We start from the raw sequence: 18,092 nt of genomic DNA on the forward strand, positions 1-18,092 counted from the left end.
AGTCTACTACAGGGTCACCTGATGTGATTATACCAATAATAGGAATATCAAAAGCTTGGATAAAACCACCTTTACCTTTAGTTTGTATAGTTAAGTAGTATCCGATATCTGCATTTATATCATCAGCAAGTTTAGCACCTATTACAACACCTTCATTATCTTTAGATATCCAATCACCTCTGATTGTAGCGTCGTCAAAATTATAAGCATTAGTATTTTTAGAATCTATAGCCTTTAATGTTACTGAAAGTGAACCAGATGCTGGATAAGGGTCTTCATAGAACATTATTTGTGCTGAAGATATGAACTCTTTTGTATAATTATCATAACCATTATCACTTAATAATCTTTCAAGCTTAGAGCTTTGTTCTTGGTTAATTAAATAATCAATGGGAAGATAATCCCTTTCTTCAAAATACTCTTGAGCATAAATTTTCGCACTTGAAGTATCGTTATAGATTAAGTTTTTTTCTGAATCTAGTTTTATGCCAGTAATAAATGTGTGCATAAATACTGAAAAAAATACAGCTATTACAACAACAAATACTGTTATAATAGTTCTTTTTTTATATCTGCTTATTCCTCTAAATGCTAATTTAAACATGTTGCTCCAAATTGACTTTTTAGCTTTACCATTAACTTATGATAAGTTGTAAGTATATTTTATATTCTATATTTTAACTTTGGTTTAAAATTAAAATAAATTTTACTTTATGCCTTGTAGTAGTATAATTATAAATTAAAGGGTCAATTACGATTTGTCAAATTATAATGATTCTAAACTTTTGGAGGATTTGATATGGTATTTCATGGTTTAATTAAATCTACACTGTTAGATTATCCTGGAAAATTAGCGTGTACTTTATTTACGGGAGGATGTAATTTTCGCTGTCCTTTTTGTCAAAATTCAGCATTAGTTTTAAACCCGTCAAGTGAACCTGTTATTGATAGCATAGAATTAGATAAGTTTCTTAAAAAAAGAATTCGTTATTTAGATGGTGTTTGTATAACTGGAGGAGAACCTTTACTCCAAAAAAATGTTATTGATTATATTAAGTATTTAAAAGATTTAGGTTATTTGGTAAAACTTGATACAAACGGATCTTTTCCAGATAAGTTAGAAAACCTATTATCGAAAGATTTAGTTGATTATGTTGCTATGGATTTAAAAAGTAGTAAAGAAGGATATTCAAAAGCAGTTGGTATTGATAATTTTGATATCACTTCAATAGAACAAAGTGTAGATCTTTTACAATCATCAAATATTGATCATGAATTTAGAACTACTTTAGTCAAAGAATTACATGGTGAAAAAGAGATTGAAGGAATTGGTTTGTGGCTTAAAAAAAACCAAAAACTGTATTTACAAAAATTTGAAGATTCTGGTACAAATATTCAACAAAATTTAACAGGATTTAATGTAAATGAAATGAATTCTATTAAAAATATATTAAAGAGTTATATAAATTTTGTAGAAGTTCGAGGGGTTTAATTATTGGATAAAACACTATCTATAGTGTAATAAAAAAAATAGTACAATACATATTGCGTATTAATAAATGCTATGCTATACTTAATGTTATCGAGAATGTTTTTCATTAAGTAAGAATTGATAAAAATGTACAAAGAATTAATAAAGAACGAGGTAGTTGAGATGTATAAAGTTGCCAAAAGAGATGGAAGTGTTGTTGAATTTGATATTAATAGAATTTCACATGCTATAGAAAAAGCTTTTAGAGCTTCAGGAAGGAATTATAATTCTAGTGTAATAGATTTATTAGCTTTGCAAACTACTTCTAATTTTGAAGAAAAAGTTGAAAATAATTTAATAACTGTTGAAGCTATTCAAGATTCAGTTGAAAATATTCTTCAATTATCTGGTTATGGTGATGTAGCTAAATCATATATTCTTTATAGAAAGCAAAGAGAAAAAATTAGAAATATGCGTTCAACAATCGTTGATTATAAAGATGTTGTAGATGGCTATTTAAGATTAGATGACTGGAGAGTAAAAGAAAATTCAACTGTTACTTATTCTGTAGGTGGTTTAATCCTTTCAAATAGTGGTGCTATTACAGCTAATTATTGGTTAAGTGAAATATATGATGAAGAAATTGGTAATGCTCATAGAAATGGTGATTTCCATATTCATGATTTATCCATGTTAACAGGTTATTGTGCTGGTTGGTCATTGAAACAGTTAATCAAAGAAGGTTTAGGTGGAATAGCTGGAAAGATTACTAGTAAACCTGCAAAACATTTATCTTCATTGTGTAATCAAATGGTTAACTTCTTAGGCATCCTTCAAAATGAATGGGCTGGTGCACAAGCATTTTCTTCTTTTGATACTTATTTAGCTCCTTTTGTTAAAGTTGATAATTTATCTTATGAACAAGTAAAACAAAATATTGAATCTTTTGTTTTTGGTGTTAATACCCCTTCACGTTGGGGAACTCAAGCTCCATTTTCTAATATTACATTAGACTGGACTGTTCCTTCTGATTTAGCTGAACTACCAGCAATTGTTGGTGGTAAAGAAATGGACTTTAAGTATAAAGACTGTAAAAAAGAAATGGATATGGTAAATAAAGCCTTTATTGAAGTATTTATTTCAGGTGATGCAGATGGTAGAGGATTCCAATATCCTATTCCAACATATTCAATAACTAGTGATTTTGATTGGTCAGAAACAGAAAATAATAAATTGTTGTTTGAAATGACTGCAAAATATGGTACTCCTTATTTTTCAAACTATGTAAATAGTGATATGGAACCAAGCGATGTTAGAAGTATGTGCTGTAGACTTCGTTTAGATTTAAGAGAACTTAGAAAGAAAAGTGGTGGCTTCTTTGGTAGTGGAGAATCTACTGGTAGTATCGGTGTTGTTACTATTAATTTACCTAGACTTGGATATACAGCAAAGAGTGAAGTTGAATTCTATGAAAAACTTGATTATTTAATGGATTTAGCTGCAAGAAGTTTAAAGGTCAAAAGAAATATTGTTTCAAGATTATTAGATGAAGGTTTATATCCTTATACTAAGAGATATTTAGGTACTTTTGATAATCACTTCTCAACTATTGGTTTAGTTGGTATGAATGAAACATGTTTAAATGCTTCATGGGTTAGTGATGGAATTTCAAGTGAAAAAGGTAAAAAGTTTGCACAAGATGTATTAAATTATATGAGAGAACGCTTATCAGACTATCAAGAAGAGTATGGAGATCTTTATAACTTAGAAGCAACTCCTGCAGAAAGTACTTCATATAGATTAGCTTTACATGATAAAAAACATTATCCAGGAATTATTACTGCAAGTGAAGATGATAATAGACCTTACTATACTAACAGTTCTCATTTAGCTGTTGATTATACTTCTGATGTTTTTGAAGCTTTAGAGCATCAAGATAATTTACAAACATTATATACCTCAGGAACTGTTTTCCATTCATTTATTGGAGAGAAGCTTTCATCTTGGAAAGAAGCTGCATTAATGGTTAAAAAAATAGCTGATAATTTTAAGTTGCCTTATTATACTATCAGTCCTACTTATTCAATTTGTCCGAAACATGGATATATTGCAGGTGAACATTATACTTGTCCAAAATGTGGTGGAGATGCAGAAGTTTATAGTAGAATTACAGGTTACTATAGACCTGTTCAAAACTGGAATATTGGGAAAAGTAAAGAGTTCGAAAAAAGAACTGAATATAATTTTAAAACAAGTACTTTAGAAAAAACAGATAGAGTAAAAAAAGAAGATTCAAAAGAAATTCTTATTGCTAATTCAAGTGATAGTGTTATGTTATTTACTACACCTACATGTCCAAATTGTAAAATTGCTAAACGTTTCTTAGATGAAGCTGGAATAATTTATAATGTTGTAGATGCTACTAAGGAATTGGATTTAGTAAAAGAATTTGGTATCATGCAAGCTCCAACTCTAGTCGTTGTAAATAATGGTGATGTAAGTACTTATACAAATGCTTCTGCAATAAAAGGTTATTGTGAAAGAAGAGCATAATTGAAATTGTTATAATATGGCAAAGGTTTAATTTAAAAAATCCCTTGCCATATTATTAATGATAGCTTATCATATAGATACTAAAGATTATGTCTTTGTGTTTCTACATGAAACATAAAATGGAAGAAGCTATAAGTTTTTTTATCTTATAGTAAGTTAGGTCTCCAAATAGTTAACATATTCCATTGGGGAGAGTTTTGAGGGCTCTCTCCTTATTTTTTTTGTTCATCTCTTGATGAAAAATCAAACTATCTATATATTAAATTAAAATTATATAAGGAATAAGCGTATGATAGTTTGTAAATTTGGTGGAAGTTCTGTTGCTAGTGCGAAGCAATTAGAAAAAGTAAAATCTATTGTAGAATCTAATTTAGATAGGCAAATAGTTGTTGTTTCAGCTCCAGGGAAAAGAGACAGTTCTGATATTAAAGTAACTGACTTGCTCTATTCTTGTTGTAAAGAAGTAAAAGAAACTGGAAATTGTGATAAATCTTTTACTCAAATTGAAAAAAGATTTATTGAAATACTTGAAGATTTTAATTTAGATACTTCAATAATGAAGAAAGCTTTATCTGAAATTAAAGAAGAAATTACTTTGAATGCTAATGAGAATTATGCAGCCTCAAGAGGTGAATATTTAAACGCTATAGTAATTTCACAATATTTTGGTTATGAATTTGTAGATGCTGCAGAATTAATTGTTATAAATGATAATGGTTATGTAGCTGATGAAACTTGGGATAAAATAACTAAAAAATTAGATTCAACTAAAAAATATATAATACCTGGATTTTATGGAGTAAATAAAAGTGGCATTATTACTACTTTCTCAAGAGGTGGTTCAGATATTACAGGTGCTATAATTTCTAAAGCAATGAATGCTTCTGTTTATGAAAATTGGACAGATGTAGCAGGTTGCTATAATGTAGATCCTCGATTTATAAAAAAAGCATATCCTATTGAAACAATGACCTATAGTGAAGTGAGAGAATTGTCAGCCTTTGGTGCTAGTGTTTTCCATGCTGATGCTATAGCTCCTGTAATGGAAGCCGGTATTCCAATTAATATTAAAAATACTAATGATCCAGAAGCTAACGGTACAATGATTGTTTCATCGAAAGATAATAGTGGACCAATAGGTGTATCAAAAGTATCTTCTTTTTCTAAATTCTTGGGTAAAAAATTAATGTTATATAAAGAATCAGGAATGATAAATACTCTTCATGCTGTATTAAAATCATATGGTATTACCCCTAATTTTGCAGTTCAAGGTGTTGATTCTTTTTCTTTCTTGTTTGATTCAGAATTAATTAGCGGTAAAATCCTAAATGACATAAAAGTAAGATTTAAAGAAGATTTTGATATTAGTGAAATAGATATATTAAATTCTTTATCTGTAGTTGGTGTTGTTGGTCAAGATATTAATAATGATATTGATTGTATTAGTAAATGTTTTGAAGCGTTAAAAGAAAACAATATTACAGTTCATCAAAGTGTATTAGGGGCTTCTTCTCTTTCTGTATATTTTGTAGTTGATGATGATAAAGCATCTAAAGCTGTTGAAGTTATTTTTGATAAATTATTTTAATGCTATTTAAATTATTATAAAAAAAAGAGGCTGTTCAATGAACAGCCTTGTTTTTTTGCTTCTTATTATTTGTTAATAGTTAATTCGCTTTCTAAATCAAAGAATTTTGCTTTTTCCATAACAGGGATAAGTGCTACTTTGTCATCAGGGAATACTTCAAATTGAGGAGCAATTTTACCAATAACTTGAGCTTTAGATGTTGATACATAAACGTGAGTTTCACTACCTAAAGGTTCAACAACTGAAACACTACCTACAATTGTTGTATCTTTTACAGGTTGTTCACTGTATTGTACATCTTCAGGACGAATACCAAATGTAACAGATTTGCCAACATAACTCTTAAGAGCTATAGCTTGGTCTGCAGTTACTTTTAATCTGAAAGTACCTTCATTTACAAAGATATCATCGCCTTCAGCTTCAACTTTAGTTTCAATAAAGTTCATAGGAGGAGATCCAATGAATCCTGCTACGAATTTATTAACTGGTTCGTTATATAATTCTAAAGGTTTACCAATTTGTTGAATAACACCAAACTTCATAACAACAATTTTATCAGCCATAGTTAAAGCTTCAACTTGGTCGTGAGTAACATAAATCATTGTTGCTTGTAATCTGTGGTGTAATCCAGAGATTTCAGCTCTCATTTGTACACGTAATTTTGCATCAAGGTTAGATAAAGGTTCATCGAACAAGAATACTTTTGGTTGACGAACAATAGCACGACCTACAGCTACACGTTGTCTTTGACCACCTGATAATGCTTTAGGTTTTCTTTCTAATAATTCTTCAATGTCAAGAATTTTTGCAGCTTCACGAACTCTTTGATCGATTTCTGCCTTGTCAAATTTACGGATTTTTAGACCAAATGCCATGTTATCGTAAACTGTCATGTGAGGATAAAGTGCATAGTTTTGGAATACCATTGCTATATCTCTATCTTTAGGTGGTACATCATTAACTAATTTTCCATCAATTAATAACTCACCAGAAGAGATATCTTCCAAACCAGCTACCATTCTTAAAGTGGTAGATTTACCACAACCGGAAGGTCCTACTAGAACCACAAACTCTCTGTCTTCAATGTCAATGTTAACACTATCTACAGCTTTAACATTACCATCGTAAATTTTACAGATGTTTTTTAGATTTACAGTTGCCATATTAAGCTCCTATATTTATTTTATTTGGTAATAGAATACTAGGAATTTATTGCGTTGTCAAATCTTTTTTAGTGCATATTTTTATATAAATTTAATATCGTTTTATTAGGTAAATAAATGAAAGCATATTAGTGAATAGTATACATTATAATTTATTAATAATTAAATAATTATACTATCGTTGGGAAAGAAATTTTAACAATACATCCTTGTTTGTCTAGCCTGTTTTTAATAGAAATTACTCCTTTGTATTTAGTAACAATTCCATATACTAATGATAAACCTAAGCCTGTATTTACTCCGTTATGAGATTTTGTTGAATAGAAAGGTGTGAAATAATCTTTACTTTCATCAATCCCAAAACCTGTATCTTTAATCTCTAATTCTGTATTATTGTTTATTTGATCGATAATAATTTCAATTTCTCCATTTTCTTTTATAGATTCAAAACTGTTTTTTATAATATTTAAAATAGCTTGTTTTAATTCATTTTCGTTTATAAAAACAATTGAATTCTTATTTTTTTCAATTAGAGCTATCTTTATATTTTTTAATTTTGCATTTAATTTTAATAAATCTATCATTTCTTTTATTAAATCATTCAAGTTTACAGTTTCAACAGAAACTTTATCGAGATTAGAAAAGTTCTGTAGATTGCTAATTATTTTAGTAATATAATCAACCTGTTTTGATAATTTATTAACTATTTTTAATAAATCTGGTTCATTGTATCTGAATTTAATATTTGTTAAATAGTTGCTTATTATTTCAAGAGGGTTATTAATTTCGTGAGCTACACCTGCTGATAGTAGTCCAATAGAAGATAATTTTTCAGATAATTGGTTGTTAAATTGTACATTATCATATTCGGTAATATCATAAAAAATAATCATTGCACCTATTTTATCTTTTTCATCATAAATAGGAGAATAATGAACATTATAAATTCCTTTATTGTTATTTATACAAATGGATAAATGAAAAATGGTGCTTTCTTCAGTATTTTGAATTAATCCCATAATTAAATTTATTGTTGTTTCATTAGAATTAAGTAATAAAAGTTCACCAGGTTTATCTAAATATTCATTTATATCGATGGTAAAGTTGTTAATAAAATATTTGTTAATTAATTTTAATATTCCTTCATTATTTAAAATAATTAAATTAACAGGCAATGTTTCTAAAATTGCTTCATTATATTTTATTAGATGATAGAAAGAATTAATTTCATGTTGATAACTTGGTTTTTCTGAAAATTGTGTATATGCCATTTTAATAATTTGCATTTTACCAATTCCTTGAATATTTTCAGTTATGATATTCTGTCCTTTTCTAATTACAGATATTGTGTCAGCAATATCATAAATCCAGTCTATTTTATGAGTCATTATGATAATTAAACAGCCATTATTTTTAAGTTCAACTAGTTTTGGTTTTAAAACAGAAAAGGATTCTACTGATATCTTGTCTAAGGCTTCATCAAGTATTAATACTTTTGGATTATTTTTGATTTTAGCTAATATTGCAACTAAAGCTTTTTCTGCTAAAGTTAAGTTCTTTGTTATTTTACTTGAATCTATGTTAAATCCTAATTCATTTATATAATTGTTTGATAGCTCTTGTATTTTCTTTTTAAGATTTAAAGAAAAGAATGGAGATTTATTGTCACAAAAAAAGAGATTTTCTGCGACAGTAAAATAAGGGTTTAAAAGTAATTGTTGATGAACAAATTCTATTTTATTGTTTTTTGCAAATTTGGTTTTAATAGAAGAGTATTCTTTATTATTAATAGTAATGGTTCCTGAGGAAGGCTTTTGTAAACCACATAATAATAGTCCAATACTAGATTTGCCAGCACCATGTTCTCCTACAAGAGCATGAATAGTCCCTTGTTTAAAGTCTATAGTTGTATGATCTAATGCTCTTACCGCATTATAATTTAGGCAAATATCATTAATCTTAATATTATTACTCATCAATTACTATTCCATATTTCTTTATTTTTAGATAAAGAGTATTTCTGCTCATTTTTAAAAATTTAGCAGTTTCTGTTTTATTATTATTATTTCTTAATAATACTTTTTTAATTAATTCTTTTTCTCTTTGTTGAATTATACTTAAAGACTCTTTGCTCTTTGTTCCATACAATTCAAAACTTGGAGGTAAATCTTCTATTTGTATTTCATTATCTTGTGAGATTGTTGCAGCATATAAAAGAGCATTTTTTAATTCTCTTATATTTCCTGGCCATTGATAATTAAAAAATATTTGTTTTACTTCATTAGATAATATTTTTTTAGGGGTTTTAGTATTTTTGCTAATTTCAAAAAGAAGTGTGTTAAATAAGTCATCCATATCTTCTTTTCTATTTCTTAATGCCGGAATTTTTAAAAGGCCTCCATTTAGTCTATAAAATAGATCTTCTCTAAAAGTATTATCTTCTACCATTTTAAATAAATCTTTATTTGTAGCTGCAATAAAACGAACATTTATCTTTTTAGTTTTTTTGCTACCTATTCTTCTAACTTCTTGGTTTTGTATAACTCTTAATATTTTAGCTTGAAGAGTTGTTGGCATATCTCCAATTTCATCTAGCAATAATGTTCCATTATCAGCTTGCTCAAAGACACCAATATAATCGCTTTCAGCTCCAGTATAAGCTCCTTTTTCATGGCCAAATAATTCATTATCTAAAAGCGCTTCAGGAAAAGCTGCACAGTTTATCTTGATAAATTTCTCACTAATTCTATTTGAGTTTTTATATATATAATCTGCTAGTATTTCTTTTCCACAACCATTTTCTCCAATTATTAATATTGAAATATCTGAAGCTGCTAGTTTTTCAGCTCTAGTAATAATATTGTTAAAAGCAATGTTTTTACTTTCAAATAATGGACTTCCTTCTTTTAGTCGCTCTTTTAAATTTTCGTTTTCTTTTTTAACTTTTATGTTTTGTGTAGCTGCATCAATTCTATTACATAGTGTATTAAAATCAATAGGTTTTTTTACGAAATCATATGCTCCAAGTTTCATAGCTTTAACAGCAGTTTCAACTGTCGCATATCCTGTTATCATTATAATAGGAATGTTTTCATACATTTTTTTTAATTCTGGTAATATTTCAACACCATTTTCTTCACCTAAACGGACATCAAGTAGTATCAAATTAATAGTTTCTTTAGATAACATATTTAAGGCGTTTTTTCTATTATTAGCATAAAAAAGATAATGACCCACAAAAGAAAAATTATCTTGTAAAACTTCGAATAATTGCTGATTGTCATCAATTAAAAGGATATGCATATTATTTCTCCTATCTTTTATAGTACAGTTTTGAACACTTGGTGTACTATTTTAGGACAATTGTAAGTCAATAAATCAATTTTGGCAATAAAATAAAATAAATAATTTATTATGCTATAAAAAGATATGTATAATATATAAAGGTTGGCATGTTTTTTGCATTATAAAATTATTGTATAAGAAGTTTAAATTATTATATTGATTAGGCCTATATCAATTTAATCAAAATCTTTATACAAATAATTCTATTATTTATTAGAATTAATTTTATAATTGATTAAGAGTTAGTAAAGAGGAGAGAGTATGAAAAAATTATTAACATTATTATTGATTTCAAGTTTAGCATTAACTTCAATTTTTGCTCAAGGAAATAGTGAAGAAAAAGAAAGTTCTAGTGAAGCAGGTATAGGGGATTTAAAAATTGTATTAGTTCTTCCTGGTCCTATTAATGATCAATCATGGAATGCAACTAACTATGCCGGTTTAGTAGCTTGTAATGAACAACTTGGTACTAATATGGAGTACTTAGAAAATGTTCAAGCATCTGATTATGAATCTACTTTTAGAAACTATGCTGAAAGAGGATATGATTTAATTATGGCTGCAGGTACTCAATTTGATGATGCTGCAAATAAAATAGCAAGTGAATATCCTGATTCTACTTTCTGTGTTGTAAATGGATTTAGAGCTGATTATGATAATGTTTCTCCTATTTTCCCAAAAGAATATGAAGCAAGTTTTGTTGCAGCTTTAATAGCTGGTGAAGTTTCAGATTCTGGTAATTTTGCAACTATTGGTGGATTCCCTAATGAAGCTATGGAAAAACTTTTAGATGTATATGAAGCTGTTTCTGTTGATATTGCAAAAGATAGAGGTTTAAATAAAGCTGTAGCTACTCGTTCTTATGCGAATAGTTGGTCTGATATTGCTTTAGGTAAACAAATGGCTGAAACAATGATTGATAATGGTGCAGATACTTTATTTGTTTATGCTAACCAAGTTGGTTTAGGTGCAATTCAAGCAGCAAAAGAAAAAGGTGTTAAATTTGTTGGTTTCTCAAGTAATCAAAATGATACAGCACCTGGAACTGTTGTAGCTTCAGTATTATTTGATTTCCAAACATTCTACACATGGGCTGTTCAAAAATACTATGATGGTACTTTAGACGGTGGTATGGTTCATGAAGCTGGTATAAAAGAAGGTATTTTCAAACCTGTTTATACTGATTTAATTTCAGCTGAAACAAAAGCAAATGTTGAATCTGGTATGGCTAAAGCAGAAGCTGGTGAAATAGATTTTGCTTCAATGTTTAAATAAAAATTAATATTACACATATCCCTTTGGGATATTGTGTAATAAATATGATAATTAAAGAGATATTTTTGTTTATAATTAGATTTTACAATTTAATTATAAACAATTCATAAAAAATAATAAAAAATAAATAAAGAAATAGGGAAAAAGAAATGTATAAACCTTTTTTTGAGCTTAAAGGTATTTCAAAATATTTTGCAAAAGTAATAGCTAATAAAGATGTTTCCTTTTCAGTTAGTCGAGGAGAGGTGTTAGCTCTACTAGGTGAAAATGGAGCAGGCAAAAGTACCTGTATGAAAATCCTTTATGGCTTATATAATGCTGATGAAGGAGAAATATTTAAAGATGGTGAACAAATTTTTATTAAATCTCCTAAAGATGCTATGAGATATAAAATATCAATGATTCAACAACATTTTTCTTTAGTTTCAGCTCATACTGTCACTGAAAATATAATACTTGGAAATGTAAAGGGTAAAATTAATTGGAATTATGAAGAACAAAAAATACAGGATCTTGCTAATAAATATGAATTAAAAGTTGATGCTAGAAAAAAAATAAAAGATTTAACTGTTGGAGAACAACAAAAAGTCGAAATTCTAAAAGCATTATACCTTGAAGCTAATTTGTTAATTATGGATGAACCTACAGCAGTATTAACTCCTCAAGAAATTGATAATTTAATGAATTTTGTTAAAGATTATTCTAAGCAAGGAAATGCTGTAATTTTTATTACTCATAAATTAAAAGAAGTGATGTCAGTTGCAAATAGAATTATTGTTATGAGATCTGGAAAAGTTTTTGGTAATGTAATTAAAGAAGAAACTGATGAAGTAAAATTATCTAGGATGATGATTGAAGGTGATTTTGAACAAGTTGAGAGAGATGAGTTTTCTCAATATAGTGATGACGTATGCCTATCAGTAAAAGGCTTAACCGTAAAAAGTAAAAGTGGAATTCCTTTGTTAAATGATATATCTTTCGATATTCATAAAGGTGAAATCTTTGGTATTGCTGGAGTATCAGGAAATGGACAACAAGAACTTTGTATGTCAATTTGTGGAGCTATTAAAACTGATAATGGTTCAATTCATCTAAATGATTTAAATATTACTCATTTATCAATAAAAGAAAGAATAGCATTAGGTATGGGATATGTACCATCCGATAGACATAGATATGGTATGGTTATGTCTATGAGTTTGGCAGAAAATATTTTATTAAAATCAAGTTATTCGAATGAATTAAAAAAGAATGGTTTAATTGACCGAAAAAAATTAAATGATAAAACAAATAAAATTATTAATGATTTTAATGTAAAAGCACCTTCCCCTGCTTCTCTTGCTAAAGAGTTATCAGGAGGGAATCAACAAAAAGTTATTGTTGGTAGAGAAGTTATTAATTGTGGAGACTTTATTATTTTTGACCAACCAACTAGGGGTTTAGATTTAGGTGCTATAAATAATGTTCATTCATCTATTTTACAAGAAAAAGAGAATAAAAAAGCTGTTATGCTAGTTTCAACAGAACTTTCAGAAATATTTACCTTATGTGATAGGGTTGCAATCTTTTATAAAGGTGAAATACAAGGTGTTTATAAAACATCAGATTTGAATAGTGAAAAGATTGGATTATTAATGGCAGGTTATAAAAATCAAGGGAGAGATATAAATGGATAAAAAGACTCGTGATATTTTAATCACAAGCTTCTTAGCTGTTATTATGGGTTTATTTTTAAGTGGAATGATGATCTTATTTTTAGGAAAGAACCCAATTTCAGTTTTTGCTTTGTTGTTTTCTTCTATGTTTAGAGATGGATATACTATCGGTGAAATTTTTGTTAAAGCTACACCATTAATATTTACATCTTTAGCTTTTGCTTTTACTTTTAAAGCTAATTTATTTAATATTGGAGCTCAAGGTCAGTTTTATATTGGTGCTTTAACTGCTGTTTCTATATCTCTATTAATACCTCATCCTATTGCAATAGTTTTATCTATTATCTTTTCTTTTTTGATAAGTGGTCTTTGGGGTGGTTTAATTGGATTTTTTAAAGCTCGTTTTAAAGCAAATGAATTTTTAATTAGCATGATGAGTACTTATGTTGCATTAAATTTAATGAACTTTTTATTAAGAACTGTTTTAATTGAAGCTAAAGGTGAATATCCTCAAACAGATTCTTTAGCAAGAAGTACTTGGTTGTTTAAAATTGTCCCTCATACAAGATTACATTTTGGCTTTATTTTAGCAATTGTCGTTGCAATATTAGTTTGGTTATTATTATATAGAACAACTCTAGGGTTTAGAATTAGAGCTGTTGGACAAAATCAAGAAGCTGCTAGAATGAGTGGTGTAAATCCAGAATTAATATTCGTATTTGCCTTTTTCGTCAGTGGTGGATTAGCAGGGCTAGCTGGTGTAACAGAAGTAAATGGTGTACAACACATGTTGCTACAAGGGTTTAATCCTTCAATAGGGGCCATTGGTATTGGTATTGCAATACTTGCAAACGCTAATCCTATTGGAATTATATTTGCTTCAATTTTATTTGGTGCATTACATGTCGGTGGAACAATTATGGGACAAATTTCAGGAGTGCCTTCTTCTATTATTGATTTAATGGAAGGTTTTGTAATGGTCTTCGTTATAATTTCTTATTTTGTTAGAAATAAATTAGAAGTAAATAGAGAAAAGAAATTATTATTAGAGGGGGATAAATAATGTTAGTAAATTTATTATCAAGAGCGATTATGATGAGTACCCCTTTATTATTTGGAGCTCTATCTGAAGTTTTTTCTGAAAGAACTGGGATGATGGTAACTGCAATTGAAGGAATTTTCCTTATGGGTGCTTGGGCTGGATTTACTACAGCTTATATATCTGGTAGTTTAGCTGTTGGATTATTTTTTGCAGCAATTGCTGGTTTATTAGTTGCTGTATTATATGCATTTTTATGTGTAACATTAAAACAACATCAGATTGTAACAGGTACAGCTATTAATATTTTGATTGCGGGGTTATGTGCTTTTTTACATAGAGTAGTTTTTGGAGTACCTTTGTCTCCTTTAACAGTTGAGCCATTACAGAAAATAGCTTTACCTTTATTATCCCAAATACCATTTTTTGGACCAATTTTGTTTAATCAGAATATTTTAACTTATACAATGTATATTTTAGTCCCTTTAGGTTTTTTTATATTATATAAAACTTCTCTTGGTTTAGTGATTAGATCAACTGGTGAAAATCCAGAAGCAGTAGATGTGTCCGGAATAAATGTTACTAAAGTTAGATTTATTACTGTTATGGTATCAGGCTTAATGTGTGGTATTGCTGGAGCTTTCTATTCAATTGGATATTTAGGAATGTTTACAACAAATATAATTGGTGGTAGAGGTTGGATAGCCTTTGCTATATGTTTCTTAGGAAACTGGAATCCAATTGGAGCTTTTATCGGTACAATAGTCTTTGGTTTAGCAGAAGCTTTTGCTATTCTTATGCAATCAAGTTCCTCAACAATTTTACCTAACGAATTGTTTATTGCGCTACCATACATTTTAACAATTGTATTAACAATTAGTAGAAAATCCTTTAATGTTCCTGCAAAACTTGGAACTGCATATGTAAAAGAAAACTAAAATATTATTATTCTGTTAGTTTGTATTTATACAAGCTAACAGTAATTAATATACTTTTGAGAATTCTTTAAGAATTAATTCATTGGTATCTAAGTCTTCTTTTTTAACTATTTCTACAGGAACCCATACTTTTTGTAATGTTCCAGAATTTTCAGAAAATAAACAAACCTTATTATTTCTTTTGTCAACTTTGATAATTTTCCCATTAAATGTTGCAAGAGGTCCGGAAATAACATTTACGACTTCACCTATTTCCAAAGTTATCTTTGAAGGAGTAATTTTCCCACCATTTTCAAAAATCCATTGAGCATAAATCAAATCTTCTTTTTGCAGTTTATATATTATATTGTTTTCTTTATTATTCGTCTTTTTACTTTGTACCATTCCGTAGCAATCATTTACTTTTCTAATTTCTCTTGAAAATTTATCTATTTCTATTTCAGATTTAATAAAAATATAGCCTGGAGTTAATGGTTTAATAATTTTATCTTTTGCCTTTTTTTTATTAATTTTATATTGTTTAGTTGGAAAAGAGATTTCAAATAAGGAATCTTCTTTTATAAGTTTTTTAATAATTGAGGATAATTCTTTTTTAACATTTTCTTCTTTTGAAACTTTACATGCAACACAATAATAATTCATATAAAGAAAATACTTGATATATTATTAATATTCAAGAAAAAAAAGTGTTTTGGCTTCAGTTTTATAAAAAGTAGAATATTGTGCAAAAAAAATAGATATTTTACCCTTAACAAAATAATAAATATACTAGAGAATATAAATATAAAATAAATAGAAGAGGAAGGAATGTATGAAAATTTTATTAACAGGAGGAGCTGGATATATTGCTTCTCATACTTGTATTGAGTTGGTTAAAGCAAATCATCAACCAATTATTGTTGATAATCTTTACAATAGCCAAAAAGAAGCTATTAAGAGAGTTGAGCAAATTGTAAAAAAAGAAATCCCTTTTTATGAATTGGATGTATGTGATAAAGAAGCAGCTAGAGTTATCTTTGAAGAAAATAAAATTGATGCTGTAATACATTTTGCAGGTTATAAAGCTGTTGGAGAATCTGTAGCGAAACCTCTTGCTTATTATAGAAATAATATTGATTCTGCTTTAACTATATGTGAGTTGATGAAAGAATATAATGTAAACAAAATTGTATTTAGTTCTTCTGCAACTGTTTATGGATTAGCTGAAACTGTACCTCTAAAAGAAGGTATGCCAACAGGTTGTACTAATCCTTATGGTTGGACTAAGTATATGATAGAGCAAATTTTAAGTGATTTTGCAGCTGCTAATAAAAATATGGATGTAGTATTATTAAGATATTTTAATCCAGTAGGTGCTCATGAATCTGGTATGATTGGAGAAGATCCAGTTGGTATTCCAAATAATTTAATGCCTTATATTTGTCAAGTTGCAGTTGGAAAATTAGAAAAGCTTTCTGTTTTTGGAGATGATTATCCAACTCCTGATGGAACAGGTGTAAGAGATTATATTCATGTTGTTGATTTAGCTAGTGGTCATGTTGCTGCTTGTGAATATAAGCATAAAGGTACTGAAATAATAAATTTAGGTACAGGTATTGGATATAGTGTATTAGATATGGTAAAAGCTTTTGAAACTGCTAATAATATTGAAATACCATATGTTATTGCACCAAGAAGACCTGGAGATATAGCAACATGCTATGCTGATGCTACTAAAGCTAAACAATTATTAGGTTGGGAAGCTAAATATGATTTGACAACTATGTGTAGAGATTCTTGGAATTGGCAAAGTAAGAATCCAAAGGGTTATAATTAAAAAGTAGAATAATCATAAATTATTATACAAAAAAGGCTACTTATATATAATAATATATATATAAGTAGTCTTTTTTATTGTCTAACAGCAATTATATATAATGAACTTATTATATATTTTTGATTGATAAAAAAACTAGACAACTTAATTTAAATATTAAAAAAGTAGACAATTTTCTATCAAAAATATTTTTTTCTGTATTGCAAGGTGCAAATTTGTCTTTTAGTATTCTCATATATTCAGAAAGGAGAAAAATAAATGAAAAAAATTTTATTAATGCTATTAATGTGTTTAACAAGTTTATCAATAGTTTTTGCTAATGGTAGTGGAGAAGTAAAGGATACAGCTAGTGATTGGCCAACAGAACCTATTACTGTAATCTGTCCTTGGGCTGTAGGAGGTGTTGCTGATTTAGTTAACAGACAAGCTGCTGTTTTTGGTGAAGAACTTTTAGGTCAACCAGTTTTAGCTACTAATGAACTTGGTGCTGGCGGTAATGTTGCTTTAACAAATTATCTTAAAAATGAAGGAAATACTCATAATTTAATCTTTGGTGGAGAAGGCGGGTTCTCAATTGCTCCAAATGTAGAAGGTAAAGAAGCAATTATGTTTAAATATGATGACTACATGCCTGTTATGAATATGTATAGTGCTACATTTGTAATGACAGCCGATGCTGATTTAAATATTACAAATTTAGATGAATTAAAAGCTTATGGGCAAACTCATTCTTGTAAAGTAGCTGTAAACGGTGTTGCCGGATCAGAAGCATTCTTAGCAAAAGCTTTATTTAAAGAATTAGGTGTTGAATTAACTCTAGTTAGTTATAATGGTGCAAACTTAGCTCTTGATGCAGTAGCTAAAGGTGAAACAGATTTTGCTATATCTCATCAATCACAAGCTAAAGGTGCTGTAGAAGGTGGATTAATTACACCTGTTACTATGTTTAGTAAAGATTATGTAACTAGTGATTTATTTAAAGATGTTAAACCTGTTGGAGCTTACGGTATGGAGGCTTATTATCCAAATACTTGTTTCTTATTAATCAGAAAAGGTACATCTGATGAAGTTGTTCAAAAAATTAGAACTGCTTACTTAGAAATTATGCAAAAACCTGAAATGACAGCTTTATTCGATAAATTAATGGTTGCTCCTAGTACTTGGACTCCAGAAGAAATGGATGCACATATCGAAAATGTAATTCAAATCGTTAAAGATAACCAATAAGAATAAGAAATATTAAAGATGC

At 28.3% G+C, this 18,092-nt stretch carries 13 protein-coding genes and 1 pseudogene; 9 read left to right on the forward strand and 5 right to left on the reverse strand.

Annotated elements, in window-relative coordinates:
• Nucleotides 1–604, reverse strand: a pseudogene (locus ACPKM0_RS01495) (hypothetical protein); the annotation flags it as partial.
• Between the two features lie 195 nt (nucleotides 605–799).
• Here ACPKM0_RS01495 and ACPKM0_RS01500 point away from each other — a divergent pair.
• The 3 genes from ACPKM0_RS01500 to ACPKM0_RS01510 all read left to right on the forward strand — a co-directional run bounded on the left by ACPKM0_RS01500 (nucleotide 800) and on the right by ACPKM0_RS01510 (nucleotide 5,612).
• Entirely contained in the window at nucleotides 800–1,492 is a 693-nt protein-coding gene (locus ACPKM0_RS01500) for an anaerobic ribonucleoside-triphosphate reductase activating protein (protein ID WP_472473024.1), read from the forward strand.
• 162 nt (nucleotides 1,493–1,654) lie between these two features.
• A complete protein-coding gene (locus ACPKM0_RS01505; RefSeq protein ID WP_472473025.1) occupies nucleotides 1,655–4,024 on the forward strand; it encodes a ribonucleoside triphosphate reductase in 2,370 nt (789 codons plus the stop codon).
• Between the two features lie 289 nt (nucleotides 4,025–4,313).
• Entirely contained in the window at nucleotides 4,314–5,612 is a 1,299-nt protein-coding gene (locus ACPKM0_RS01510) for an aspartate kinase (RefSeq protein ID WP_472473026.1), read from the forward strand.
• Nucleotides 5,613–5,677: 65 nt separating this feature from the next.
• Here ACPKM0_RS01510 and ACPKM0_RS01515 read toward each other — a convergent pair whose 3' ends face one another.
• From ACPKM0_RS01515 to ACPKM0_RS01525, 3 genes are all read right to left on the reverse strand, one after another.
• On the reverse strand, nucleotides 5,678–6,775 hold the full coding sequence (locus ACPKM0_RS01515) for an ABC transporter ATP-binding protein (protein WP_472473027.1): 1,098 nt from the start codon (nucleotides 6,773–6,775) through the stop codon (nucleotides 5,678–5,680).
• A 170-nt stretch (nucleotides 6,776–6,945) separates the two neighbouring features.
• Complete coding sequence (locus ACPKM0_RS01520) at nucleotides 6,946–8,751, reverse strand: ATP-binding cassette domain-containing protein (protein ID WP_472473028.1); 1,806 nt, start codon at nucleotides 8,749–8,751, stop codon at nucleotides 6,946–6,948.
• A complete protein-coding gene (locus ACPKM0_RS01525) occupies nucleotides 8,744–10,078 on the reverse strand; it encodes a sigma-54-dependent transcriptional regulator (protein WP_472473029.1) in 1,335 nt (444 codons plus the stop codon). Before ACPKM0_RS01525 ends, ACPKM0_RS01520 begins: the two co-directional genes overlap by 8 nt.
• Before the next feature lie 303 nt (nucleotides 10,079–10,381).
• Between ACPKM0_RS01525 and ACPKM0_RS01530 the strand changes: the two genes are divergently transcribed.
• From ACPKM0_RS01530 to ACPKM0_RS01545, 4 genes are all read left to right on the forward strand, one after another.
• Nucleotides 10,382–11,395, forward strand: coding sequence for a BMP family protein (locus ACPKM0_RS01530; RefSeq protein WP_472473030.1), 1,014 nt, complete (start codon nucleotides 10,382–10,384; stop codon nucleotides 11,393–11,395).
• A 149-nt stretch (nucleotides 11,396–11,544) separates the two neighbouring features.
• The gene (locus ACPKM0_RS01535) at nucleotides 11,545–13,071 is read left to right on the forward strand and encodes an ABC transporter ATP-binding protein (RefSeq protein WP_472473031.1); all 1,527 of its coding nucleotides are present in this window, start codon (nucleotides 11,545–11,547) and stop codon (nucleotides 13,069–13,071) included.
• Complete coding sequence (locus tag ACPKM0_RS01540; protein WP_472473032.1) at nucleotides 13,064–14,113, forward strand: ABC transporter permease; 1,050 nt, start codon at nucleotides 13,064–13,066, stop codon at nucleotides 14,111–14,113. Before ACPKM0_RS01535 ends, ACPKM0_RS01540 begins: the two co-directional genes overlap by 8 nt.
• Nucleotides 14,113–15,027, forward strand: coding sequence for an ABC transporter permease (locus ACPKM0_RS01545; protein ID WP_472473033.1), 915 nt, complete (start codon nucleotides 14,113–14,115; stop codon nucleotides 15,025–15,027). Before ACPKM0_RS01540 ends, ACPKM0_RS01545 begins: the two co-directional genes overlap by 1 nt.
• A 45-nt stretch (nucleotides 15,028–15,072) precedes the next feature.
• On the opposite strand, the gene ACPKM0_RS01550 is transcribed toward ACPKM0_RS01545, so the two are convergent.
• Nucleotides 15,073–15,669 carry a transcription termination/antitermination NusG family protein gene (locus ACPKM0_RS01550; protein WP_472473034.1) on the reverse strand — a complete coding sequence of 199 codons (597 nt, stop codon included), beginning with the start codon at nucleotides 15,667–15,669 and terminating at the stop codon, nucleotides 15,073–15,075.
• A gap of 169 nt (nucleotides 15,670–15,838) precedes the next feature.
• Here ACPKM0_RS01550 and galE point away from each other — a divergent pair, with 169 nt between their 5' ends.
• Entirely contained in the window at nucleotides 15,839–16,843 is a 1,005-nt protein-coding gene (gene galE, locus ACPKM0_RS01555; protein WP_472473035.1) for a UDP-glucose 4-epimerase GalE, read from the forward strand.
• 258 nt (nucleotides 16,844–17,101) lie between these two features.
• Nucleotides 17,102–18,070 (forward strand): tripartite tricarboxylate transporter substrate-binding protein, encoded by a 969-nt coding sequence (locus tag ACPKM0_RS01560; protein ID WP_472473036.1) that lies wholly within the window; start codon nucleotides 17,102–17,104, stop codon nucleotides 18,068–18,070.
• The last annotated feature ends 22 nt before the right edge of the window (nucleotides 18,071–18,092 follow it).

The organism is Pleomorphochaeta sp. (assembly GCF_050031695.1).
Classification (GTDB): domain Bacteria; phylum Spirochaetota; class Spirochaetia; order Sphaerochaetales; family Sphaerochaetaceae; genus Pleomorphochaeta.